The sequence below is a fragment of the Photobacterium sp. Ph5 genome, from assembly GCF_022129445.1.
Taxonomy (GTDB): domain Bacteria; phylum Pseudomonadota; class Gammaproteobacteria; order Enterobacterales; family Vibrionaceae; genus Photobacterium.
In genome coordinates this window covers 18,096-43,373 of sequence record NZ_JADQAQ010000026.1, presented here as the reverse complement: position 1 = coordinate 43,373, position 25,278 = coordinate 18,096, and the positions used below count along the sequence as shown (strand labels likewise).

The following is a 25,278-nucleotide window of genomic DNA, read 5'->3' as shown; positions in this document are numbered from 1 at the left end:
AACTATAATCAGTGGTTTTAACAAGAACGTTAATAATAACATCTTTCACATCTAACTTTATTCATTATTAATGGAATATATGAAACTTTATTTTTCCATTTTATTTTTTGTGTATAATCAAGCTTACTATATAAACTCATTATTAATTCTAATTGTCGCTCTAAAATAGCGATATTTTTTATATCAGGTTTGGAACTTGTTAACAATGAAATAGCTAAATTATGCCAATTAGAATACTGTTGGTTTAATCTATAATCTGTATTTTTAATAACAAGAGAACTTAACAAAAAGCAACTTATCAACATTACTGCAATTAATGATAAAAAAAAGTTAATATAGTCAATAAAACTTCCATTACTTTGAATATAATTATTACTATTTGTATTCACAATAATGACGGCAGCAAAAATAGTAAAGTTTGAAAATTTACTTTTATAATTACCATAGTAAAAATAACTTAATGGTAAATAGAGTAAAATTATGAAAATCCAAAATGCACCAGATGTTAAAATATATGGAAAAACTAATATAAATAATGGAAATGAATAAAATGTTCCTAGAATAAATCCTTTCAGAACAATAGTAGGACTTATACGTTCACCATATTGACATAAAAGTAAAATAACGAAAGTTAATATGAATATAGATTGCCCATTAGGCCAACCATTTTGCCATAGTAATAATGCTATAAAAGATCCAATGAATTGTATAATCGCACTAAAAAGTGGTGAATCAGCCCCAACACCAAAGATACGATTTTGCCAACGCCAACGATATTGGCTTAATTTATCATAGGTGTAACCTTGTTGAAACTTGACTAAATCTTTATAGAGAAGTTCAACGAGTACGTTTTCATTGCTACTGTTGTAAGGTCTACATTTCTTATTAATCTTTATATCGTCAAAACATTGATTTATCCATTCTGAAATTTTTTCTGTACATTCTTTTTTGTATTTAAGAACATAAATATGTCGCGCTATTTGCTCAAGAGATGATAAACGATTAGCTATCATCCTATATTCTTTATCCTCATAAATATAACTTTTATAATTAACTGTAATTAGCATTTTAATAGCTGATTGTTTCAATGAAAATATCACATAGGTAGATAAAAGTTCTTCATCTGCTATATTTGCCAAATTAGAAACAAGAACAATTATGCTTTTATAATATTGTTCTATATTAGCTTCACTATCTAAGGGAACCAAAGTGAATAGTAGGTAAGCAGTTGTCGACCCAATCACAATACAAGAAAAACGCTCAATAGCCACATCGAATGCAATATAAGGATTATCAATACTTGCTGCTACTATAATAATAAAACCAACACACCCCCATTTAAAAAAGTCTTTTAATAGAAATTGAGTGAAAGATAAATAGCTAAGAACCGCAACAATAAAAGGAAGCATTATTAATACACCATAATGTTGTTCTCCCTGAGTCCATATGAAGAAGAAACCACTAATACAGCCCCAAAAATGCCCAGCAATACGTTGCCACCATTTACGACGTATCTCACCAATTAAACCAAGAGATACAATCAGAACACTAGTAATAGCCCAACCAGCTTCTTTAAAACCTAATAGCATTGCTATATAAAGTGATACCAATATCGCTAGCGTAAGCCTTAATGCTTTAAATATCTGTAGTCGCATTATTTTATCACTTTAATATAGTTACAGTTGCAGTTTGTCCAACAATAAATGCCGTGGTATCAACATAGTTATCTAACTTAATATGCACAGGGATATTTTCAGCTAATCGTACCCACTTAAAAACTTGTGGTAAATCGGGTATCAGAGCAGAGGATAGTGGTAATTCCTTTGAGTTAATTGCAGTCCCAATACTTGCAACATAACCAGTATAAGAAACATCTTCATTACTCATTAAACTAATATTGGCAAATTCTCCTACTTTGATCTTATCGATGACAGTTTCAGGGAAAACGCCTTCAATCCAAATACTATCAGAATCTACTTCTGCTACTACAGCTTTTCCAGTATTAACATAATCTCCTGTATGAATATTCACTGAAACAATACGACCATCCGTAGGTGCATAAATTACGGTTCTATCTAAATTAAGTAATGCTTTATCTAAATCTAATTGTGCTTTTTTTAAATCAATATTATTTTTCCCTATAGCACCACGTTCAATAGATATCTTCTGTAGTGTTGAGTTAGCTGATATGAAATTATTTTTTGCATCGTAAAACTCTGTTTTTATTTTATCCAAGTTATCTGTAGAAATATACTCTTTACTATGCAACGATTGGATCCTCTTATATCTTTTGGATGCATATTCATATTGTTGCTCTGCTTTTCTTAAATAAGCTTTAGCTGATATAATTTCCAAATCTAATTCATCCAGATGTTTTTTAACTAATCTATAATTATCTCTAGCTTGTTTCACCTCTAATAAATAATCGTCATTATTAATGATAAAAAGAATATCACCTTTTTTTACAACTTGATTATCATTAACTTTAACTGACTCTATCCTTCCACTTACCTCAGGAGAAATCTCAATAATATTAGCTCTCACAACACCATGACGAGTACTAAGTTTTTGATTATATTTATCTATGGCTAAGATAAAAAAACCTATCGTTACAACAATAATTAAAATACTATTTATTATTTTCATGTTATTTACTCGAAAAAATTACTATAAGTGCATATAAGGAACATAATAATGACCAAAGCATTAGTCTTGGATGCCATAATTCATTTAATAAATTTGTTTTTTCTATGACTTTTTTAATTACAAAAAAAATCATAACTGAAATGAATCCAATTATAATCATCTTAGGTATTAATATGTTAAGAAATATAAAATCATTAGCTAAGTACATAGTTTTTACTTATTATCCAGTTCAATCTGTAAATGATTTATAGTTATGTTTTTTACCCAACAGGTAAGTAAATATGTTTAAAACAAAAAGTAAATATAGCTATACTATGATACCTCCATAGCATTAATAAAATAATAATACATCCAATAAAAATTTAATGTCTAGTTAAATACATTATTAAATAAAAAACAGTTATTATTTATATAATTAATCTTAGATATACATAAAAAAAACAACAATTTTTATTAAAAAAAACTAAAATTAAAATTAAATAAAATCAAAACAGTACATTAAAAGTCGACAACAAAATAAATATATATAACAACACCTTACATAGGGAATTTTTAAACTTTATTTTTAACGCATATAAATTGCTTTTAAAAGATATTGTTTTATATATAATCCTCACCATAACAAATACTAGAGATATCACTCATACTCATCATTAGGTATAAAGTCTCTATTCATTTATATTTTTTAATATCAGTAGTTTACCTATTGTCTATATGGGTATTACTATAAATACACAGTATATAAAAAGACGGTTTTATCATGATATTCAAACAAGGTCTCATAAATAACAAAGTCATTTTAGAAAGATTCCATCTGCAAAAACATTGTATTTTAATTTTTGATAATGCGTGGGGAACACTAGAAATCAATGGTTATTCAATTCCTTGTCACAATCAAGTTATTGCGGTTATTCCTAAATACTCACATATATCGTGTAATATCTCGCAATATACGCTTGAAGGAATTAAATTTAATGAAATTGAAATTGATGATAATCATCTTTCAACCTCAATAGAACGTGCTATTAGTTTATGTAAAACGACACCGGCACTACATCAAGATTCAAATCAATTTCATCTAGATAAAATACCATCATCTATCGTGGAGAATATCACGTTACTAAATCACGCTTATCCTTATCTCAATCATGATTTAAAAGCATTACTAGTAAAACAATGTTTACCATATATTCTTAATACATTGATGTGCAACGGGATTAACATTGCCAATATTTTTAATATTCGTCGTAAAAATGATATTCGTACTATTGTTACAGATCTAATTGTACAAGCACCTCATCAGTCATGGAATATAGAAGATGTAGCTAATGCACTTAACATGACAATATCAACATTACGACGTCAATTAGAAAAAGAAGGGTACAAATTTAGTCAATTAATCATTGATATACGTATGGGAATCGTTCTTAACTACTTAACATTTACTGATTATTCTATAAATGAAATATCTGAACGGGTAGGATTCTGCAGTATTTCTTATTTCAGTAACGCTTTTAAAAAGAAATATGGTATTACACCGTCTCAATTTCGTCGCCAGTCAAAAACAAAAAATGATATGACAACACTCAAAGAGATAATATAATTAAAGCCGATCACAAGATCGGCTTTAATTATTTATAATATTTTCTAAATCTGATTATTTATCTTCCGAAAATAAGCGCTTTTGTTTGAATGATAAATGCTAGACATTTATTGAAACGCTATACCAAATACGATCTATCTATCATAACACCAACCATATAAAACTGACTTAATACTAGGCTATCATTCATATTGTTAAACTAAATATTCGCTTTAACTACGCATAAATAATCGCAATAGTTTACTTACCACTAAGTAAATAACAAAAGCTCAAACGTTTATCCCACTAGCAAAAGAACTGCATCTTTGTGTGATAATTTCACCTATAACTTGATTATTATGTTTGCGTTTATGAGATGCAAAATAACCTATCACTCTTGTTTCAATCGAGTATATTAAATGATAAGCACTTCCATTAATCAGGTGAATATCATGAGTATTAGCGAATTATTTCCACTCTATGTTGTTATATCTTTAGTATTATTTGTATTTTTTATCGTCTTTTTGTACATACAACTTTCGATTAAAGCGAAAAAAGACAGTGTTGGCGGATGTTGTATAAAACAAGATAAAAACAAATCTAAGGACAAATAAAATTAGTTCAACGTTAATTAAAACAGAAAGTAAGCACCCGAAAAAAGTAGAATTTAGCTTATACTTTCAGCGAGCTATATATGAATTTAAAGCACCCAAAAGATATTCACAAAACAAATATTACCCTTAAGATCATAACAAACAGCTATCTATGAGCTGACATTTAACTGACATTACTTCCTCACTATTCATCCTACAAATTGCGTAATTATCAAATAGGATGACATTCCAGTGAAGAAAATGCTTTCTCAAATCAATATCTTTCCCATCAAATCCACTCAGAAAATCTCTCTATCTCAGGCTTATGTTAAATCAGCGGGTATTGATCTTGATCGACGCTTTATGATTGCACTCACTGATGGCTCTATGATCACCTCTCGTCGTTATCCTCAGCTACTACTGATCACTACAACTATTGAGTCTAACGGTTTACTTTTTAACTACCCGAATAAAGCGCCACTCTCTTTGAGCTTTGGATAATTAGCACTTATGTCGACTTCTACGGCAGTATGGAATGATAATTGCCAAGCTTACACAACATCGAGCGATGCAGACCTATGGGTCAGTGAGATTATTGGGCAACCAGCACAACTGCTTTATAACGGTGTCGAAAGCCAGCGTATAGGAGGCAAAGCACAAGTTAAAGTCAGTTTTGCTGATAACTTTCCCGTCATGATTGTCTCTGAAGCATCACTAAATGCGCTCAATGAGCGTACTCAGGAAATCCATTCGATGGATAAGTTTCGTGCCAATTTAGTCGTTTCTGGAGTGAACGCATTTGCTGAAGATCGCTGGAAAAGAATACGTATTGGTGAAGTAGAACTTGAAATTAAGGCTCCTTGTAGCCGCTGTGTATTAGTAAACTATGATCCTAGTACCGCAAAAAAAGCAGATAATAATGAACCCCTTGCAACACTCATGACCTTTCGTTCAGATAAAGTCATTCCAACCAATGTGAATTTTGGCATGAATGCCATTGTGGTGAAAGAAGGCATTGTTCGTCAGGGGGATCAGGTTGAAGTGTTAGAGCACCGCACTCCAGAAACATACCCTGACCAACGTGTTGCCCTGACCTGCGTTAAGCGTGAAATCATCGCAAAAGATTTTGTTTCTTTTTCTTTTAAAGCACAAAAAGACACCGCTTTAGCACCTTACTTGCCAGGACAGTACCTTCCTATTCGTATGGCGATTAACGGCAATATCGTTGAACGTTGTTATACGCTGTCTTCATCACCACTAGAGCAAGAATACACTATTTCAGTTAAACGAATTGAGCAAGGAACAGTATCAAACTGGCTTCACGATAACTTACAAGTCGGTGATACGATATGGAGTGAAAAACCATCAGGTCAGTTTTACCTTAAGCCACACAAACAACAAAATACCCTGCTGCTCTCTGCTGGTAGTGGCGTTACACCTATGATGTCGATGCTACGCAGCTTAATTTCTGAGAGAAATACTCAGGGACTAACTTTCTATCATTACTGTAAAACACAAGCAGACATTCCTTTTTCTGCTGAGCTCGCTGAAATACAACGCAATCACCCAGAAATTAGTCTTCATATTTGTTTAACTCAAGATAAGGATACATCTCATGCTTATCATGGACGTATTTGCGTGGAGCACTTTGCAAACATTGACGTACAAGATAACTGCCATGTTTATGTATGCGGCAGCAGTGGTTTTAACCAAATAGCACAAGAGCTACTAAGCAATCAAGGCTTACCGACCGATCGCTTTCATCAAGAGCTATTTAATAAAACATTGACCAAGCCAGAACAAGAACAATCACTCAACATCCAATATAAGCAGCAACAATTTACTGGTAACAACCAAACTAGCTTGTTAGATCAAATTGAAGCGGCAGAGCTACCAATAAAAAGTGGTTGTCGTGCAGGTTTATGTGGACGCTGTAAAGTAAAAGTGACTAAAGGGAATGTATTACAACAAGACAGCGCAGCATTGAGTGAAGAAGAAAAACAACAAGGTGTAGTACTAGCCTGTTGTTCAATCCCAACATCGAATATCACGATTGAGCAATAAATAAGTCGCCGTGATAGTTACTCATTAAAACGGTAACTATCACGGTACTCAACATTGCTCATCACTTATTAATATAATGCGGAGAAATTCGTCGGCGTGATCTTATGCTGTTTTAACCATAGCTTAAATTGAGGATCGGTTAGAATTTGTAACTCTTCAAAGCGCTTATCACTATAACTTGATAATGATTGTAATAATGGATCGTCGGCTAAACCAGGATGACACATAAATTCGACGCATGTATGAGTAAACTGTGCCTGGTATTCAAGTAAATAACCTTTTAACCGTGATAACGACACCCCCTCATCAAAAAAGCCCATATCAAAGATATCTGGTGTTGCGACCGTTAAATCCCTCATTCCTTCCGTCATCACATCAACACGTCTTGCTGGCAAACCGATATCATTTAAAAAACGAATAAAGGCATGTTTAATCGATGGGATAGTTGCTGCAAAATGGTGAGTATCAATATGGCTAGGTTCTAAACCTAAAGCCAACGCACAAGCATATTGCGCATGCATTTCTTGATAAGCTTGCTCTTGATCTACCTCTGATAACTGGCGAGAGAATAGCTCAGGCTTTTTAAGAAAATAGCCATTGTTGTCAACTAAACTCCTTACCTTTTCAGGTTCGAGCACAGGTTTACCCGACGTTAATGTAATATGTAATCCAACATCGGCATCGCCACATTCACCTTTTTTCATTCTGGCAATGGCATCTAACGTCCCCGGTTGATTCACCATTAATGTTGTTGATTGCACAATGCCAGCCTGTAAACACTGAATTATCGCTTGGTTAACCCCCTCTGTTAACCCAAAATCATCGGCATTCATTATTAATTTCATTTACCAATCCTCTACAGAGACTTAAACAATACGACTAACGATTAATGCAGATGAAAAAACTGAGGCATATATGCTCGATTCGCTTCAATCGTTTCAACTAATGCCTGCTCTAGTACATGTCCTGTTGGTACGATAGGGTTTAAAATCAATCCGCGAATAGCCGCATTCATATCCCCTTCGACTGCTGCTTTAACCGTTAAGGTCTCAAACTCTTTCATTAATTGAATTAAGCGCAGAGTATCTGTCGGCAGAGGCGCAACATTAAAAGGAATAGGGCCAGCACTGGTGATCATCGCACTCACTTCAACAGCACAGTCATCAGGAAGACCTGAAATTGCCCCATTATTACGAGTATTAACATGCATAACTGAACGCTTGTCATTATGAATCGCATTCATTAATTCACACGCAGCTTCTGAATAATATTGACCACCACGTTGCTCTAACTCTTTAGGTTTTACATCAAGGTGAGGATCGCGATAAATATCAAATAATTTCTTCTCTATCGATTTTACAACTTCAGCACGGCAACCTTGATCTTGGTGTTGCAACTCTTTCACTTCTTCATCCAACATATCTTGGCTTTGATAATAGTAACGAAGATAAGCACAAGGGATCATACCTAGCGAGCGAACCAAATTTTCAGGCCAAGCGAACGCTGGAATATTCTGTGGCACCATACTGTCGTTCCCCGCTAATACCGCCTCTAGTACTTCAGAAAGTTTATCTTGCCCTTGATGTAATATTTGAGTTGCCCAAACTAGGTGATTCAAACCTGCAATCTGGATCATTAAATCTTGTTCTTTACAGCCTAAGATTGCTGCCGCCCCTTTTTGCATCGTTACAGGCACATTACATAGTCCTACCGTTTTAACATTCGTATGCTTCAAAATAGCCTCTGTCACCATACCCGATGGGTTAGTGAAATTTAAAAGCCACGCATCAGGACATAGTGCTTCAATGTCCCGACAGATATCGAGAGCAATAGGGATAGTGCGACAAGCATTAGCAAAGCCACCAAGTCCATTAGTTTCTTGCCCAATCATGCCGTATTTAAGAGCGATTTTTTCATCTCTTATCCGCCCTTCAAGTCCACCCGCTCGAAATTGAGAACAAATAAAGTCAGCATCTTTCAATGCTAATTGTCGATCCTGTGTTAGGTGAATTGTCATATCGATACCGGCACGATCCACCATTCTTTTCGCTAACGCTGCAATGATTTGCGCTTTTTCCCATCCATCTTCAATATCAACGAGCCATAAATCTGAAATCTGCATTTCATCTTTACGGACTAATAAGCCTTCAATAAGTTCTGGGGTATAACTAGAGCCTGCACCAATCACAACAATTTTTAATGGCTTGTTCATTCTCTTTTCCTTTAGCAAAACATCACAGTTTAGATAAATTCATTAAAAACCGTTTCAATAGCCTTAACAAACGAAGAGTTATCGCCTATAAATGAGTTTTACTCATGCATAAGAAAGATAAATGGATAAACAACAAATTCTAATGGCAAATATGCATGTATTTAATATTGCAGCCAGAGAGCTTAGTTTTACCAAAGCGGCATCATATTTAAATATGTCTCAAAGTGCGGTAAGTCATCGAATTAAAAATTTAGAACAACAGCTTGGGTTTAAATTATTTATTCGGCTCACTCGCAAACTCGAACTGACTCCTGAAGGTATACGGCTAAAGATGGCTGTATCACAGTCATTCGATGCTATTTACAGTGAGCTTAATGACATCAAACATAATGAACTAAGTGGTGAGTTGTTTATTGGTACCTCAAATAATTTTGCGGCATCATGGCTTATCCCTCGTTTAACATCTTTTCAAAAGCGCTACCCCAACCTTGATGTCCGTATTCAAGTTAAAGACTCGATCCATGACTTTAGGTATGAGCCTATCGACTTAGCGATTTATTACATCAAGCCTAATCATCCTGATTTACATACCGAATTATTATTTAATGAAAACCTGATCCCTGTTTGTAGCCCTCAATATGCACAACAGTTAGGATTAATTGAGAAAGGTATTGAGGGTTTAGAAGAAGCAACATTTATACACCGAACACAATCGAAAGCTTGGCCCAGATGGCTAACAGCAAACAATAGTGATATTGATTGTTACCAAAAAACCTATAGTTTTAATCAAAGTAATTTGTATATAACAGCGGCAATAAACTCATTAGGCATTGCTATTGGACGTCAACAGTTAATAGAAAAACCATTAGCATCAGGGCAACTCGTGACCCCTTTTTCAGCTATACCATCAGATTTAAACTACTATATTGCCTGCATGAAAGGGATGGAAAAACGGCCTAAATACCTTGCCTTTAAAAACTGGCTACAAGAACAAATAGATATGTGATGTGGAGAATCAAATGGAATTGAGTGTAGGACAAGTTGCAAAACGCGCAGGAGTCAGTGTTTCGGCGTTACATTTTTACGAACAAAAAGAACTCATTCTTAGTTATAGAACCGCGAGCAACCAGCGCCGTTATAAGCGCTCTGTACTTCGCCGTATTGCCGTAATCAAAGCAGCACAAAATGTAGGCTTAACATTACAAGAAATAAAGCAAGCCTTGGCTCATATTCCCTTAAACGAAAACGTTAAAAAAGAACAATGGGAACAACTTTCTACACTTTGGCATCAAAAGCTTGAAGATAAAATGTATGAGTTAAAACAACTACAAAACCAGTTAGGCAGTTGTATTCAATGTGGCTGTTTATCAATGGAAAGTTGTGCGCTATATAACAATAACGACAGCAATGGGATCATGACGGCTGGCGCAAAGCTTAGTACACCACAAGATAATAATTAAACAATAGTCATGATACTCACGTCTCGATAAGTTATAACCCTTTATAATATTGAAGAATTGATGGCTATTCATAGCCAATAGGAGAAAGATGCTTTCAACGTATTACAAGACCAACTTTTGCTCACTTCTCATATAAAAGTGAGCTAATTGTTTAATGAAACAATCAGCTCATCAATTACTATTTTATTTCAGAGAAGATATTCCCTTGTCTTAGCCTTTATTTTTATACAAGACTACCTGTATTTAAAAATCGAGTTCATAATTTAAACTAAATGTTCGACCTCGTCCTGAGAAATAATAAGCATCACTAGCTCGTATTTGGCTAAAATAATTCACATATTGCTTATTGAATATGTTTTCAATACCAAGAGACACACGTCCTTGTTTACCCAAATCATACCTTGCCGATAAATCAGTAAGGCCATAACCATCAAAGTGTTGGGCTTTACCTACAGCATTGTTATCTTTTTTAGCATCAAACAAATAATTATATTGCATGCGACCCGATAACTTGTCATTAAAGCGCTGATCAACCGCAAACAATATACGATCAGGCGTTAGGTTTTTAAGATCCATATCTGAATCTAAGTGACTATCTTCATTCGTATCAACACGGCCTTCAACATGTGAGTACATTAGTTGCAATGCTGTGTCATTAAATAATTGATAATTAGAAGATAGCTCATAACCGAAGACCTGTGTCTTTTGACGATCAACATCATAATTATCACCACGAAGTACCAAGTTTGCACCATTTTTAGCAAGCGATAAATATGTACTAGCACTCAGCTTTAACTTATCTCCAGTATAGTTCGCACCAAGTTCATAGTTATCAGTTACGACAGGTTTAGCCGATGATAGATCGTTAAAGTTAATAGGGTGATTAACTGTTGGATCATCCCCCCATCGACCACGTAGTACTCGACCATAATCAGGTAAACCAAAACCTTGGTTAAAAGCTGCAAATACATTAACTTGATCAGTTAATGAATAGATAGCACCCACATTGAATACAGTTTCACTGTAATTATTCGTACCGCCAACCACATCGTTATAGCCATAGCCCCACAATGTTTTTGCATTTGCAGACTTAACACGCATACTTTCATAGCGCGCCCCCATTGATAAACGTAAATCATCTGTTGCTTGGAAGTCGGCCTGTATAAATGGAGCAAGACTTTGATACTCCATATTAGGTGTTACATTGAGACCAGTATGTGACAGCTTCTGAACCGTCTTATCCTGTAATCCATCGAAACCAAACACCCATGAGTCATCAAGGTCTAATAAATCATAACGCTCGTAAGAGAGCTTAAAACCTGATTTATCAGAAGAGATAATACCCTGATCGTTTTTAACAGCACTTGTCGCTCCCCAGTTAGCGTCACCAAATACCGCATCATAATTTTGATAGAATACTTGAGCAGTTAAAATACCGTTTGCAAAATTGTTGTGCTCATATTTCAAGTTGTATAATGCGACTTTATTAGAAACAGCATCTCCTACTGGATGCCCTTTTTCCACGGACCCCGGAATGCCTTGGTCAAAATCGCCTTTAATAGCAACATAATGATTATTACTACCAATGTCATAGCGGTTAACAGTCATTTCTATACGTTGATCTAAATCTTCGCCAAAGTTATATCCACCTTTAAAATAAATATCACTTGCTGTGCTATCTTGAGTTTCACCTTGGATAGAATTCATACCAATAGGATTATTATTGCCATCATAATATAACCCTTGTCTATCCCATGATCCTGATAAGTAGAAGTCATAAATATTATCGAACTGGCTCAAAGCGTAATAAACTTTACCACCAGTACCATCATCATGAAGATTGGTTGTAAAACGTGTGCCAATAGTTTGTTTCCAATGATCACCTGACTTGGCTGACTTCGTCACATAATTGATGATCCCCCCCGTAGCCCCCATACCTTGAGCTGCGCTGGCACCAGCTATCACCTCAATTTTTTCAACCATTGCAGGATCGATGGTATAACCATAACGATTACCGTTACGCAAAGGATTATTTTGAGGGACACCATCAACCAATATTAATGCGTTTCGACCACGTAGACTTTCACCTTGATTAGACATTTTTTGACGACTAGGCGTCATACTTGGCACCATCGTCGCTATGATAGAAGTCAAATCATCTGAAACGATTTTTTGTTGCTCAATTTCTTTTGCCGTAATTACTGTTACCGCACCAGGTATTTTCTCTGCTTGTTGTTTTATTCTTGAGGCTGTAACAACCATGGTATCTAGTTGTTCAACATCTTGTTCATTGGAAGTATCTGCCAAGGCATAGGAAGAAGCATTAAAGGTTAATGCTAAAGTGACAGCTGAGAGTGTTTTTGTATTCATTAAAGAGACAGCCTTAAAAATTCACATAATTTGTCGCGGAGCGCATGATAATGCAAATAATTATCAATACCAACTAGGTATAAGCTTAAAAATGAAGTCACAAACAGTCTGTTGTTCAACAATATGGACAAGCATCTTCTCCTGTGATCGCCGTTATCTCTGGGATCATGATATTTTTATCATTAACGAGAAAATGAAATATAGATAAAAACAAGTTAACGAAAACTTATTTTTTAAAAATAAAAGAATAAAGAGAATTAATAGTTACATTTAGAGCAATAAAAACAATCAATCAGTCATATTTAAAAATAACAACTTATAAAAGCTTATGACACTACCTGATAGTAACCAAAACTTTGGGTGTACATAGCTTCTAGGGGGATATATGACATCTTCTTGTAATAATCAGAACGAATGTGGGTGTACATAGCTTCTTGGGGATATATGACATCTTCTGGTAACAATCACAACGAAAAAACGGCTCGATGCAAAAGCAAAGAGCCGTCTTTCCGTTCCATATACTTTGGGGTTCCAAACCAAAGTATCATCCGAGCCGTTCCACTCGGAAATCTAGTACGTCATTGTCACTTATGCGTGCAATAGCGCCATTGATTCTTTTGCAATCACCCACTCTTCATTAGTTGGGATCACCATTGCAAGTGGTGTGTTTGGCTTAGTAATAATACCTTGAGCGCCAAAACGTGCTGCCGCGTTTGCTTCTACATCTTCTTGGTAACCGAAGATCTTCATTAAGCGAAGAATTTCACTACGGATAGGCATTGCATTTTCACCAATACCACCAGTGAAAATAATTGCATCTAATTCATCTAATGCAACCATGTATGACGCAATGTATTTTGCAACACGGTAAGTAAATAGCTCAAACGCTAGCTTAGCACCATGATAATGAGGATGGTTTTCATCTTCCATTGCTTCAATAATGCCGCGACAATCGCTTGTAAAGCCAGATACACCTAGGAAGCCAGAATTAGTCACTAGCTCTTTCTCTAGACGCTCTTTAGTCCAGCCTTTCTTTAATAGGTACTCAAGTACACTTGGATCGATATCACCACAACGTGTACCCATCATTAAGCCAGCTAACGGTGTGAAACCCATTGATGTATCAATACTTTCACCATTTTTAACCACACATACTGATGCGCCGTTACCTAGGTGAACAGAAATAAAGCTTGATGCGTCAACTGGCTTATTAACCACTTTCGCCGCTTCGCGCGTTACAAAGTAGTGGCTAGTACCATGGAAACCGTAACGACGAATGTTGTACTCTTTGCTAACTTCTTGAGAAATTGCGTATGTATATGCTTTTTCAGGCATTGTCTGGTGGAATGCAGTATCAAAGATTGCATACTGAGACAAAGTTGGGAATGCCTTACTTGCTGCACGCATGCCAATAACGTGTGCTGGGTTATGTAGTGGCGCTAAATCGCTTAGTGATTCAATATCAGCGATAACTTTTTCATCAATCTTAACAGTATGATCAAATAAGTTACCACCTTGAACAACACGGTGACCCACAGCAACGATATCTTCTTTTAGACCAAGTTCATTTACTAAATCTACAATACGGTCAATCGCTTGCTGATGGTGATGCTCTAAACCATCAAGTTTATATTCGTGCTTTTCACCATTTACTTTCCAGCTAACTACTGCTTCAGGGAGGCCGAAGCACTCACCAAGGCCGCTTAACGTAGCTTCACCGTTGACAGTATCAATTAAAGCAAATTTAAGTGAAGAACTACCAGAATTGATTACAAGAACTAAAGAATTGCTCATGGTTATCTCATCAATATTTTTAAGGGCAAATTTCGGATATCACTATCCACTTTGAAGCTAGCTCACTGAAAATGTCAGAAAATATATCTCTCAACAAGCTTGCCTAACCATCTTACTCAATTTAATTTGAAAGTCTCAACTTTTGTTTTAAAAAAAACTCAAAAATTGAATTTTCACTGGTTTAGATCAACTTTTTAACTATAAATCGATTTTTTTAGCATAAAAATGCATCAGTGTTTCAAATTTAGTTGATCATTTACCGTAGAGTTAACCATAAAATACGGATTTTCAGCATTAAATAATTGTAAATCTATGTAATATTTCAATAGTAGCTGAATTTTAATAACCAAAAAGCATATAGAAATAACTGACACCAAATATCCAATGCCTTAATGAAATAATTAAGTAATTAATTTAATATTTGTAATATTATTTGATATTGGCTAGATAATATTGATAGAGATCATCAACTTGAGCGCTACACATCAATGGCATTGCTGCTTTTAATGCCGATTTAGGCCAGTTCCACCACTGCATTTCTAACAACAAAGCGATCTGCTGCTCAGTAAATCGTTTTTTAACACAGCGAGAGGGATTACCCACAACAACTGAGTAGGGTTCTACATCTTTCGTCACTACGGCACGGGTTCCAATAACGGCACCATCCGCTATCTTTACTCCTGGTAAAATAACGCATTCAGCCCCAAACCAAACATCGTTACCAACAACAGTATCACCAGCACGTTGGATTCCAGTTTTTACACCATCACCAAATTCTTGAAAATCGAAAGGGAACGTCGAGATCCAATCAGTTCGGTGCCCTTGATTACCCGACAACATAAACACGACTCCCGTGGCAATTGAGCAATACCTACCAATAATTAATTGATCAACATCGCCAAAAAGGCCTGACTGCCAAACTTCAATGCTAGATTTATCACCTAGTAGATAATGAACACATTGATCTTCAAAATGATGTTGATGGTAATAACCTGAATAATAACTGTGATCTCCAACTTTTATATTAGGATTAGTGAGATAGCGGTTAATTTCATATCCTCCTAACCAAGAGGGAAAAATAGAGGACTCCATATAAAACCTTCTTTGTGCTTATTTTTATAAAAAGCGTATTATTAAAATGTATTAATCTTTTGGGACACAACAACAATGATTGCTCAACTCTATAACGCTTATTTAGGTGAACTTTATGGCATTGTTTTTTTTAATGCCTTTGCTGAAAAGTATAGTGACGATAGCCATAACAACAAATGGCAAACATTAATAAAAGTTGAAAAGCTAACAGCACAACGCTTAAAAGATGGATTAGAAGCACTTGGACAAATTTGCCCTGATTATGACCGAGATATGGAAAAAAAAGGCCTCGAAGATGCCAACAAGTGGCTGCCATTACCTTGGAAAGAATTAGTCGATACCATGGTGCCATGGGTTGCTCCCTATCAGCAGCGCTACCAACAACAGGCTGATGAAGCCACAGAACATCTCACTTTATTTACGTTAGTCGCAGATCATGAAAATGCAATTTACGATTATTTGCTGGCAGAGCAACAGGGGAATAAAAATGCCCTTGATATATTGACGACATTTATCAAAAAATATGCCTAATATTATTAGAGCAAGATTTCAGTTTAATCTTGCTCTAATAACCGATGATAAAAATAAAGCCTTCTAAAACGGCACACACTTCTAACAATCTAATAACCCGTCCCTTTCATCCCCCTGACATTTACATAGTGTTTTTAATTAACAATGCGCTTAATGCATTCACTCTATGAATGGCTCGTCATTGAACAACGTCATTATTTAAACGATGCTCCTTCGTTTACGGTGCACACAATAAATAATCGACCAATTACTCTATTATTAATATCGGAAGGTTAATGATGAAAAAATTACTACTTGTTGTTGGTTTACTGCTTTCAGGCTCTGTTTTTGCATTCGGTAACCCAGCATCAGATTTCTGTGTTCAACATGGTGGTCATGTTGAAATCCGTACTCCGATGGGTGGCGATGGAGAAAAAGGCTATTGCGTCTTTAACGACGGTAGTACATGTGAAGAATATGCATTTATGAAAGGCCAATGTAAGCCATCAGGTAAAACACATAAGCAAAAATTAGTCGACCACTGTGTTAAAAAAGGTGGATTTGCTACCGGTGACGTATGTAAATTTGCTAAATGGAATACAACATGTGATCTAGAAGATTTCTATAATCACAAGTGTAATCGTAAAAAAGGTAATCGCGTTTACTAAGTGATTAGTCTCTTCCCCCTGATTAATCACTTTTAAACAATACAGCTTAGCAAATGTTAAGCTGTATTTTTTATTCAAATCTTTAGCCCTTACCTTATTACCGTATATCAGCTATCAATCCTGTCTATTCACCTTTAATGAATAATCGACAATCTTATTGATTATTGTCTTTTGTCATTCCCCTGACATTTGAACGGTGTTTTAAATACAGAATACTCCTAAATCATTCATCACGTGAATAGGCGTGTAAAACGAAGCTATCGTTTAAATTAGGATTAGATCATGAAAAAGAAACTATTATTACTTTCTCTTATTGCTTCAGCCTCATTGGTTGGTTGTAAAACACTGCCTACTCAACCAACTGCAAACATGGCAAATCCTGCAGCAACATACTGTGTTGAACACGGTGGTAATTACCAAATAACAACGAATAAAGATGGTAGCCAAGCTGGCGTTTGTCATTTCAAGAACGGTAGCCAATGTGATGGATGGGAGTATCTACGTGGTCAGTGCAAACCATCTACTGACAAACCGATTTTATTCTAATTTCAGTCATTATTAAAAAGAGAAAATTAACATGAAAAAGTTTTTATTACTGATTGGACTATTAATTTCAGCGACCGCTTGTGCTAGCGGCCCACACGGTAACCCTGCTTCTGTCTATTGTGAACACCATGGTGGTCAATCTGTTATTGTAGACGGTCAAGGTTACTGTCGCCTACCTAGCGGTCAAATGTGTGATGAATGGGCTTACAAAGAAGGTAACTGTTCACAGCATAAACAAGACAAGAAGCAAAAATGGGTCAACTATTGTGTAAAACATAAAGGGACTGCTATTGGTAATAAGTGCCACTTTAATAAACAAGGTACACAATGTAGCTTGAAATCCTTTTATAATGGTACTTGCAAAAAACACCATCATAAACACCCGAAAGTATATTAGTCCTCTGAGTCATAATATTAAATAAAGACAGCTCAACATGGTTTGGGCTGTTTGCGTTTTACTTCTTTATTTCATCGCTAGCTATCGATGTTGTTTGAAGCATCATATCTGACGATGATGATCCCCATGATGTCGTCCAATCATCTGGTTTCATTGTGGGCTTTTCCTCTGCGTTATCCGTTTCTATAGCGTTAGGCTCTGTCATCGATATTGCTATATCTTCCTTTATTGATATTTCTTGATCATCATTCATGTCATCTTGAGTCTCACCTAGTAATTCAATATCAGCGAGAGTTGGACGATACCCTTTTCGACCATAGCAATCGTCTAAGAAAGTAATAATTGAATGAGGAATAACTGGCTGTTTCTTTAATACTTTATAGACTTCCTTCGCTATATTTTGAACATTTAGGATAGATTCAATACCAATGAGAGGAGCAGCTTCATCTCTTGCTACCCTTGCTTTTTTATAACCGCCAGCATATGCCATTGAAAACCAAATATAAGCAATGGCGGCATCATTAGCACAAGAATCTAAATGCATCTTGCCTACTAAATATTGCGCTTCAGAATGATTATGTTCCGCTGCTCGCTCTAACCAGTATTTGACGCGCTCCACATCCCTTGCAACACCTAGCCCGGCTTTATAGCAAAATGCCGTTTTCATTAAACCATCAAGATCATTGTGTTTGGCTGCTTGTATCCGCCAATAAAAGGCTTGTTGTGGTAAGTAATGATCGGTTTCTTCAACTACATACCAATCAGAAAGAAACAGTAAAGCAGGAAGAAAACCGTCAATTGCAGCTTGCTGAATATAATCAATACCCGAAGTAGGATCAGCCTCGACCCCTTTACCTTGGATCAGTAACAAGCCAAAATGAAACAATGATTCAGGTGATTTTTGCTTTACATCAATAAACGCTTGCCAGTAATTAGCTTTTAGCATTGCTTGTTGATCCAACGGATCTCGACGATACAAACGTGCCAAGGCATATTGCGCCATTTCATTATCTTGCGCCGCCGCTTTTTCATACCATTCAATTGCCGCAACAGGATTCGTCACTTCACATTCTTTTGCTAAAGATAACTGACTCGGTATATGCCCTGTACTGGCTTTATAAATTTTTTCTTCTCGTTCAGCCTGTTTGGCCTTCTCTAACACTTGTTTATATTTAATGTCTTTCTGTCTTTGCTGCTGCTTCTCTTGCTGCTGCATATTTCTGGTTACAAAGTAACGTGAAATCAACCAGCCTAAAACGATAATAGGAATAATAAACAGCCAAGTAACATCAAACATAATCACTAACTCAAGTAGCGGACTCATATGTGTGATTATCGGCTAAGTCACAATAAACTAAAGTCACTGTCTATAAGCATTAGACCTTGATCATTGTTCCAGTATTTTCATTGCCAATATTGCGATATAAACAATTACTTCAATTGTTTATTTTCACTCGGTACACCACTAAACCTGATTCACCACCAGAGAGCGCGCCCTCTAAAGACCAAAGAATATCGCCTTTATAGCCGACACGATTATTGCCATGAGGTGTTGCTATTTTACAGCTCAATGAAGAAGGGAGTAATAATGCGTCGCAGGTGACTGCTTGCTGAGTACTGGTAAATTCTGGCGTGCTATCATGCAGTATCATATCTCGAATATCACTAACGCCAGTATTCGTAAATTGGATACGGTATTCTAAAATATCACCAGGATCTGCTACCGTACTTATACTTGCCGGTATATTTTGAGTAATATTTTGTACCGTTTTCGTCAATGTTAAATGACCACTTACAGAGGAAGGATTCGAAATATTGTCATTATCATCAAGCACGCTCGCCATGCCAGTAACACTGCCATCTTCAGCTGAATAAGCGAAAGGAAGAAATGAAAGAAGTATATTTGAAAAAAGAAATAGAGCAGCAATCACTCTTACAATGCGTCGCATAATTAAATCCACTAAGACTATAAATCAATAAGTTAATGTTATTTTCTTTCATTTTATTTTTATTATGAAAATAAACTCAGCAACGTTGAGTATATTTAATTAACATTATTGAGTGATCTCATTTATGAGATATATCCTTCGCATTTAAGAATAATCTTAGGATCACGACAAGTTTTACCTACACGGTTCACCCAATAGATCCTTGTCTAAGTTATTATTTTCTTGAATTAAAATGCCGTAAAATATAAATGATCAATGTCAGATTATTCCATGATCATGCTTCCATACAGAAAAAGTTCACTGAATTCATATACACAAAATAGGTATCAAAAACTCGCTGATTTCCTTTATTTTTGTCTGATTTACTCACAAGATCATCCTTGATCATCTTTCCAGTCCATTTGACAATGACCGTTAACTCAGTTCACATGATCATCGTTCCGTTATAAAAACAAAGAGTTAAATCATTTATGTCACGAAAGAGACTCCTATGTGTATTGTTCTTACCAAACAAGGCAGGGTAAAGTTAACTAAATAAAACAATAGGGGTACTGATACGATGAACGAATTAATGCATATTCAACATTTTATTACCGAACATCATTTACTGACATTATGCGCTAGTTTTAACGATAATATTTGGTGTGCTAACTGCTATTATATTGCCGATAGTGACAATATGGCATTGTATATTCTGACTTCACCAGATAGCCGACATGGAAGCCTGATGCTAAAGAATCGCAATATTGCTGGTACAATAGCACCTGAACCGCATGAAATTAGTGATATTCAAGGTGTACAGTTTTCTGGCTCTATTGAATTAATCCCCTCAAGCAATGAACAACAAGCCTTAGAGCTTTATTATAAAAAATTTCCTATCGCTAAAAATATGTCATCTTCAATCTGGAAGATAATCCTAAATGAAATAAAAATGACCGATAATCATATAAAATTTGGATTTAAGCTAAATTGGCAAAGAACTTAGTTATAAATAAGCCCATAACCATCCTTTTTTGGGATAGTTCTTGTAACTATCATTTTGTCAATAGGTGATTTCCCCCCTATTTTGTAAATAGAAGCTTAGTTATAGTTACACCCGTTCGTTGTTCAGATGGTTTCATCTAGAAAATGAACATTATCCGAAAGGATAAATCAGAAAAATCGAAGATGTACCCTCACTTCTTTTTCTGATTACCTCTTCTACACGTCGTACAGAATTATGCTCTAAGAGCCAATTCTTGTTTTGCCGGCCTTAATGGCCGGCTTTTTTTTAATTTTTTGCCTAATATATAAGCACCTTGTTACCTATATATTTACAAAGCCAATAAAGTTATTAAAATGTCTTTGCTGGCTGTATATTTAGGCAATATATGAATTATAAAAACGCCCCATTTTCACCCCAAATTTTTGATCAGTTGCCCGGTTGTTGGGGTTGCAAAGATATAAATTCAACATTTGTTTATGCAAATCCTGAATATGGAAAAATGATTGGGTTTGATAATCATTTAGACTGTATAGGTAAAACTGATTATCAAATGCCTGCAACAACAAGAGATTGTGCAGCTAAGTATGTAGAACAAGATCAAATAGTGATTGAAACAGAAAAAACAATCCGTGTTCTTGATATTCATCCTTATCACGATGGTAAGTGGCGTGCTCACCTTTTTACCAAAACGCCATGGCGAGATCATAATAACCAAGTCATTGGGACTATTTTTTCAGGCATAGAGTTAAAAGATACAGCTGTATTAGAAGTAGGTCATTGGTTATGTCGTGCTATAGGGATAACTCAACAGCAAAAAGATCCTACTCAGCTAAGAATTAACATCAAAAAAGAAGAGATTGGATTAAATACACGAGAGTCCGAAGTATTATTTCTTCTTCTGTATGGTAAGAAACCACAATATATTGCGAATACGTTAGGAGTCGCAGTAAAAACAATTGAAAATTACGTCTTACGTTTACGTGAGAAGTTTAATGCCAATTCTAAAGGAGAGCTTTTAGATTTGGCATTAGAGTTAGGTTATGGCTCAAATATACCTGAAAGTATGTTGAAAACTCAGCTATCTATTGTTTTGAAAGATTAATACAATAAAAGAGTAGTCAGTTACTCTTTTATTGTTATGGTGCTAATCGATCAATTATCCACTCTTCCGCTTGATCATGATATAAAAAACGATCATGTAAACGGTGTTCACCACCTTGCCAAAATTCAATCGAATTAAATTTAACGCGAAAGCCTCCCCAAAACGTGGGGACTGGTATCTCTCCTGCAAGAAACTTTTGCTTCAGCTCAAAATACTTTCCTTCTAATGCTTGTCTTGCCGTTAAGCGTTGGCTTTGCTTACTGGCCCATGCGGCAACTTGGCTCTCTTTAGGACGCGAAGAAAAATAGGTTAACACTTCTCGCTTTGATAACGCTTCTACATGACCAGTAATATGTACTTGTCTTTCCATCATATGCCAAGGAAAATGTAAGCTGATTTTGTTATTAATAGCAAGTTGCTGAGCTTTACGGCTACCAAGATTAGTATAAAAAACAAAACCTTGCTCATCAAAATGTTTAAGTAAAACGATACGCTGAAAAGGTTGACCAGAACCATCAACGGTTGCAACTGTCATTGCTGTTGGATCTGGTAGCTGTGCTTCCACTGCTTGTTTTAACCATCGTTCAAATAAAACTAGCGGATCACTCGGTAAATCATCTCGTCGTAGCCCTCCTTTGGCATACTCCCTACGAATATCTGATAATTCCATTTTCATCTCCAACAAGTATAAATGATTTATTCTCTACAATATTGTGACTTCCTTTTGGAAGCAAACACTATTTTCTTATGAATACAGGTCTTATTTGCAAAAACAAATAGACACATCTATCGAAATTCAACAATAAATGACAAACAGTACAGTTGCATGATGCGACTTTTGATAAATTAGACTAATACAAAAACAATGATTTAGTCAGCATAAGATATCTCTCTTTTACTGTTTATGTTGGGCTAGTACTCTACCTTGGTGCTCAGACTATGACACTCTTTAAACGACAAATAATAAGTATTACAACACTCATGTGTTCAGTACTTGGCATTTCTGCAGGTACGCAGTTATATACTGGCTACCATGTAATTAATGATCAGCATATAACAGTTGCACATGAAGATATAAACCGTGCACTTTCTACATTACCGGATAAATTATCCATTCTTGATAGTTTAATAATTTCACAACAACAAGAAATCAAGCTCATTGATACGCTTAATTATCTGTTCCCCGCACAGCAATATAACCACGCATCATTGTTATTTGCAGATTCAACACCTTTAATAAGAATAGATAATAACCGTGATATCAATAATGTTCCACAGTGGTTTCAATCATTAATTACGATCCCAGAACATTTTGAAAAAAGAACCATCAATAATGATAGCTTAGATGTTGGCATTTTAGAGCTGAGTGCCTCATCACGTTGGGCATATACAAAATATTGGCAATTATTCAGCAATACCATTATTTCTCATTTAATACTCATGCTTATAGGTAGCAGTGCGATTTATTTTATCAGTAAAAAACATTTCACATCATTACGCACGCTAACAAATCGTGCTTATAATATAGATAATTTAAACCAAGCACCTTTATCACTGCCTGATGAGTCAGATATTAAAACAATTGTAAGAGCATTTAATAAGCTTAGTTATCAATTAGATGTGAATTTCAAAAGCCAAGCAAACGAAGCAGTAAAACTGCGAGAACAAGCTTATCTTGATCCTATATCTGGATTGGGCAATCGTAGTTTCTTTATCCACCAAATTAGCTCTTGGTTGGATGAATCACATAAAGGTGGTCTAGCGCTAATCCAAACAACCTTAATTAGTGATTATTATGAGCATGAAGGTTATCAAGCCGGTGATAAACTGATAAAACAAATCTCAGCACGTTTAAATGATGTCATTAGCTATAATTACACCACGATTGCACGGTTATCTCGCGATGAGTTTGCAATTCTCATCCCTAACCTTTCTTCAGAAAAATTAGAATTACTCGGAAAAATCGTGCTTAAAATATTTGACGATATCGTTAATAATTCAAAAATAAATAGCCCATCAACCACAGATATTGGTTTAGTCTATAACGAGGCACAAATCACTCCTAGCCAATTATTAACACAGTTAGATAACGCATTAACGCAAGCAAAGCTTACTCCTCATCAATCCATTGCTTTAATAAAAGATCCTAATAGTCATAACAGCTTAGGCAAACAACAATGGAAACAATTGTTGGAGCAAGCAATTAATGAAGATTTATTTCAATATAAATTTCAACCTGCAACATTAGAAAATAAAAGTGTTTACCACTATGAAGTATTTACTGCGATACAAAAAAATAAAGACTTTTATTCTGCTGGTCAGTTTTTAGGGGCCATCGAAGATTTGAAGATCGGAAGTTGGTTTGATCGCCATGTCATTGTAACAATAGTTAACCGACTAAATGCCGACAGAACAATAGGTCCATTTGCAATTAACATCACTAATAGCAGTATTGGAGATCCCAGTTTTACCCGTTGGTTAGATAAACTATTAAGTAATAATACTCAGATAGCCTCTCGACTATTTTTTGAATTACAAGAAATCAGTTGTATCAGAAACACAGATGCGACAAGCTTGTTGTGCAGTATTATTAAACGCTACCACTTCGGCGTGGGAATAGATAACTATGGACGTCATTTTCAATCATTAAATTACTTAAAAGAAATTAATCCTGATTATGTCAAAATCGACTACGCATATACTTATCAATTAAACGACCAAACAAAATCAGCCGTGTTGTCTTCTATATGCCGAACCGCACATAGCTTAGATATTAAGGCCATTGCTACTCGAGTTGAAACAGAAACACAACTTGAGCGATTATCTGATTTATTTGTCAGTGGTTATCAAGGCTTTATCACTGAGAAATATACACAGTTAGAAACGGTATAGATTATTTACACTGTAAATATTGTTTTTCATGAAAAACCAGTACAGAGGTACTGGTTTTTTTATTTCTATTTATTATCTAACTGATTCACCATATGACACAGCCGCTATCATGGTTTTTAATATCAATAAGGCAAGGTAAAGGTTCTGCCTTATTTTAATCAATCGAATCACAGCTTGAATTGGACAGATCAAATAAGTGCACTTTCAACTAAGTACGTATCGATATTTTAATTGTTGATCACTCTTTTTTCAGAGCTTTTAGATATTTTAAAATATCTCATTTTAGTTAAAGCAAACCTCTAAATATTGGTTCGCCATTTATTTACAGTGTAAATGCAACACTTCCATTTTTCACATCTAGCATCTAGCATCTAGCATCTAGCATCTAGCATCTAGCATCTAGCATCTAGCATCTA

General features: G+C 35.3%; 22 protein-coding genes. 12 read left to right on the top strand and 10 right to left on the bottom strand.

The window, feature by feature from the left end; genetic code table 11:
* Nucleotides 1-29: 29 nt before the first annotated feature.
* Complete coding sequence (locus tag I3259_RS11630; RefSeq protein ID WP_238029781.1) at nt 30-1,655, bottom strand: FUSC family protein; 1,626 nt, start codon at nt 1,653-1,655, stop codon at nt 30-32.
* A 7-nt stretch (nt 1,656-1,662) separates the two neighbouring features.
* The gene (locus I3259_RS11625) at nt 1,663-2,646 is read right to left on the bottom strand and encodes an HlyD family secretion protein (protein ID WP_238029780.1); all 984 of its coding nucleotides are present in this window, start codon (nt 2,644-2,646) and stop codon (nt 1,663-1,665) included.
* A 760-nt stretch (nt 2,647-3,406) separates the two neighbouring features.
* On the opposite strand from I3259_RS11625, the gene I3259_RS11620 reads away from it, so the two are divergent.
* From I3259_RS11620 to I3259_RS11610, 3 genes are all read left to right on the top strand, one after another.
* Nucleotides 3,407-4,249: an AraC family transcriptional regulator gene (locus I3259_RS11620; protein WP_238029779.1), complete on the top strand. Its 843-nt coding sequence runs from the start codon at nt 3,407-3,409 to the stop codon at nt 4,247-4,249.
* A gap of 833 nt (nt 4,250-5,082) precedes the next feature.
* Nucleotides 5,083-5,322, top strand: coding sequence for an MOSC N-terminal beta barrel domain-containing protein (locus tag I3259_RS11615; protein ID WP_238029798.1), 240 nt, complete (start codon nt 5,083-5,085; stop codon nt 5,320-5,322).
* A 9-nt stretch (nt 5,323-5,331) separates the two neighbouring features.
* Nucleotides 5,332-6,885, top strand: a complete 1,554-nt coding sequence (locus tag I3259_RS11610; protein WP_238029778.1) for an MOSC domain-containing protein — start codon at nt 5,332-5,334, stop codon at nt 6,883-6,885.
* A 68-nt stretch (nt 6,886-6,953) separates the two neighbouring features.
* Here the strand turns inward: I3259_RS11610 and I3259_RS11605 are convergent, their stop codons facing one another.
* Nucleotides 6,954-7,730 (bottom strand): carbohydrate deacetylase, encoded by a 777-nt coding sequence (locus I3259_RS11605; RefSeq protein WP_238029777.1) that lies wholly within the window; start codon nt 7,728-7,730, stop codon nt 6,954-6,956.
* Between the two features lie 41 nt (nt 7,731-7,771).
* Nucleotides 7,772-9,097, bottom strand: coding sequence for a 6-phospho-beta-glucosidase (locus I3259_RS11600; RefSeq protein ID WP_238029776.1), 1,326 nt, complete (start codon nt 9,095-9,097; stop codon nt 7,772-7,774).
* A 121-nt stretch (nt 9,098-9,218) separates the two neighbouring features.
* Between I3259_RS11600 and I3259_RS11595 the strand changes: the two genes are divergently transcribed.
* Both I3259_RS11595 and soxR read left to right on the top strand, forming a co-directional pair.
* On the top strand, nt 9,219-10,103 hold the full coding sequence (locus tag I3259_RS11595) for a LysR substrate-binding domain-containing protein (protein WP_238029775.1): 885 nt from the start codon (nt 9,219-9,221) through the stop codon (nt 10,101-10,103).
* A 13-nt stretch (nt 10,104-10,116) separates the two neighbouring features.
* On the top strand, nt 10,117-10,557 hold the full coding sequence (gene soxR / locus I3259_RS11590; RefSeq protein WP_238029774.1) for a redox-sensitive transcriptional activator SoxR: 441 nt from the start codon (nt 10,117-10,119) through the stop codon (nt 10,555-10,557).
* 243 nt (nt 10,558-10,800) lie between these two features.
* Here the strand turns inward: soxR and I3259_RS11585 are convergent, their stop codons facing one another.
* The 3 genes from I3259_RS11585 to I3259_RS11575 form a co-directional block, all read right to left on the bottom strand.
* The gene (locus tag I3259_RS11585; RefSeq protein WP_238029773.1) at nt 10,801-12,927 is read right to left on the bottom strand and encodes a TonB-dependent receptor; all 2,127 of its coding nucleotides are present in this window, start codon (nt 12,925-12,927) and stop codon (nt 10,801-10,803) included.
* 588 nt (nt 12,928-13,515) lie between these two features.
* Nucleotides 13,516-14,721, bottom strand: a complete 1,206-nt coding sequence (locus I3259_RS11580) for an acetate/propionate family kinase (protein ID WP_238029772.1) — start codon at nt 14,719-14,721, stop codon at nt 13,516-13,518.
* Nucleotides 14,722-15,150: 429 nt separating this feature from the next.
* The gene (locus I3259_RS11575; RefSeq protein ID WP_238029771.1) at nt 15,151-15,813 is read right to left on the bottom strand and encodes a CatB-related O-acetyltransferase; all 663 of its coding nucleotides are present in this window, start codon (nt 15,811-15,813) and stop codon (nt 15,151-15,153) included.
* 75 nt (nt 15,814-15,888) lie between these two features.
* Between I3259_RS11575 and I3259_RS11570 the strand changes: the two genes are divergently transcribed.
* The 4 genes from I3259_RS11570 (at nt 15,889) to I3259_RS11555 (ending at nt 17,934) form a co-directional block, all read left to right on the top strand.
* Entirely contained in the window at nt 15,889-16,344 is a 456-nt protein-coding gene (locus I3259_RS11570; protein WP_238029770.1) for a hypothetical protein, read from the top strand.
* A 275-nt stretch (nt 16,345-16,619) separates the two neighbouring features.
* Nucleotides 16,620-16,991: a DUF333 domain-containing protein gene (locus I3259_RS11565; RefSeq protein ID WP_238029769.1), complete on the top strand. Its 372-nt coding sequence runs from the start codon at nt 16,620-16,622 to the stop codon at nt 16,989-16,991.
* A 282-nt stretch (nt 16,992-17,273) separates the two neighbouring features.
* On the top strand, nt 17,274-17,537 hold the full coding sequence (locus I3259_RS11560; protein WP_238029768.1) for a DUF333 domain-containing protein: 264 nt from the start codon (nt 17,274-17,276) through the stop codon (nt 17,535-17,537).
* 31 nt (nt 17,538-17,568) lie between these two features.
* Nucleotides 17,569-17,934: a DUF333 domain-containing protein gene (locus I3259_RS11555; RefSeq protein WP_238029767.1), complete on the top strand. Its 366-nt coding sequence runs from the start codon at nt 17,569-17,571 to the stop codon at nt 17,932-17,934.
* A 58-nt stretch (nt 17,935-17,992) separates the two neighbouring features.
* Here the strand turns inward: I3259_RS11555 and I3259_RS11550 are convergent, their stop codons facing one another.
* A complete protein-coding gene (locus I3259_RS11550; RefSeq protein WP_238029766.1) occupies nt 17,993-19,258 on the bottom strand; it encodes a tetratricopeptide repeat protein in 1,266 nt (421 codons plus the stop codon).
* Between the two features lie 112 nt (nt 19,259-19,370).
* Nucleotides 19,371-19,883 (bottom strand): DUF11 domain-containing protein, encoded by a 513-nt coding sequence (locus tag I3259_RS11545; protein ID WP_238029765.1) that lies wholly within the window; start codon nt 19,881-19,883, stop codon nt 19,371-19,373.
* 559 nt (nt 19,884-20,442) lie between these two features.
* Here I3259_RS11545 and I3259_RS11540 point away from each other — a divergent pair.
* Nucleotides 20,443-20,868, top strand: a complete 426-nt coding sequence (locus I3259_RS11540; RefSeq protein ID WP_238029764.1) for a hypothetical protein — start codon at nt 20,443-20,445, stop codon at nt 20,866-20,868.
* A 385-nt stretch (nt 20,869-21,253) separates the two neighbouring features.
* Entirely contained in the window at nt 21,254-21,970 is a 717-nt protein-coding gene (locus I3259_RS11535) for a helix-turn-helix transcriptional regulator (protein ID WP_238029763.1), read from the top strand.
* 34 nt (nt 21,971-22,004) lie between these two features.
* Here I3259_RS11535 and pdxH read toward each other — a convergent pair whose 3' ends face one another.
* Nucleotides 22,005-22,640: a pyridoxamine 5'-phosphate oxidase gene (pdxH, locus tag I3259_RS11530; protein ID WP_238029762.1), complete on the bottom strand. Its 636-nt coding sequence runs from the start codon at nt 22,638-22,640 to the stop codon at nt 22,005-22,007.
* A 269-nt stretch (nt 22,641-22,909) separates the two neighbouring features.
* Here pdxH and I3259_RS11525 point away from each other — a divergent pair, with 269 nt between their 5' ends.
* Entirely contained in the window at nt 22,910-24,862 is a 1,953-nt protein-coding gene (locus I3259_RS11525; RefSeq protein ID WP_238029761.1) for an EAL domain-containing protein, read from the top strand.
* The last annotated feature ends 416 nt before the right edge of the window (nt 24,863-25,278 follow it).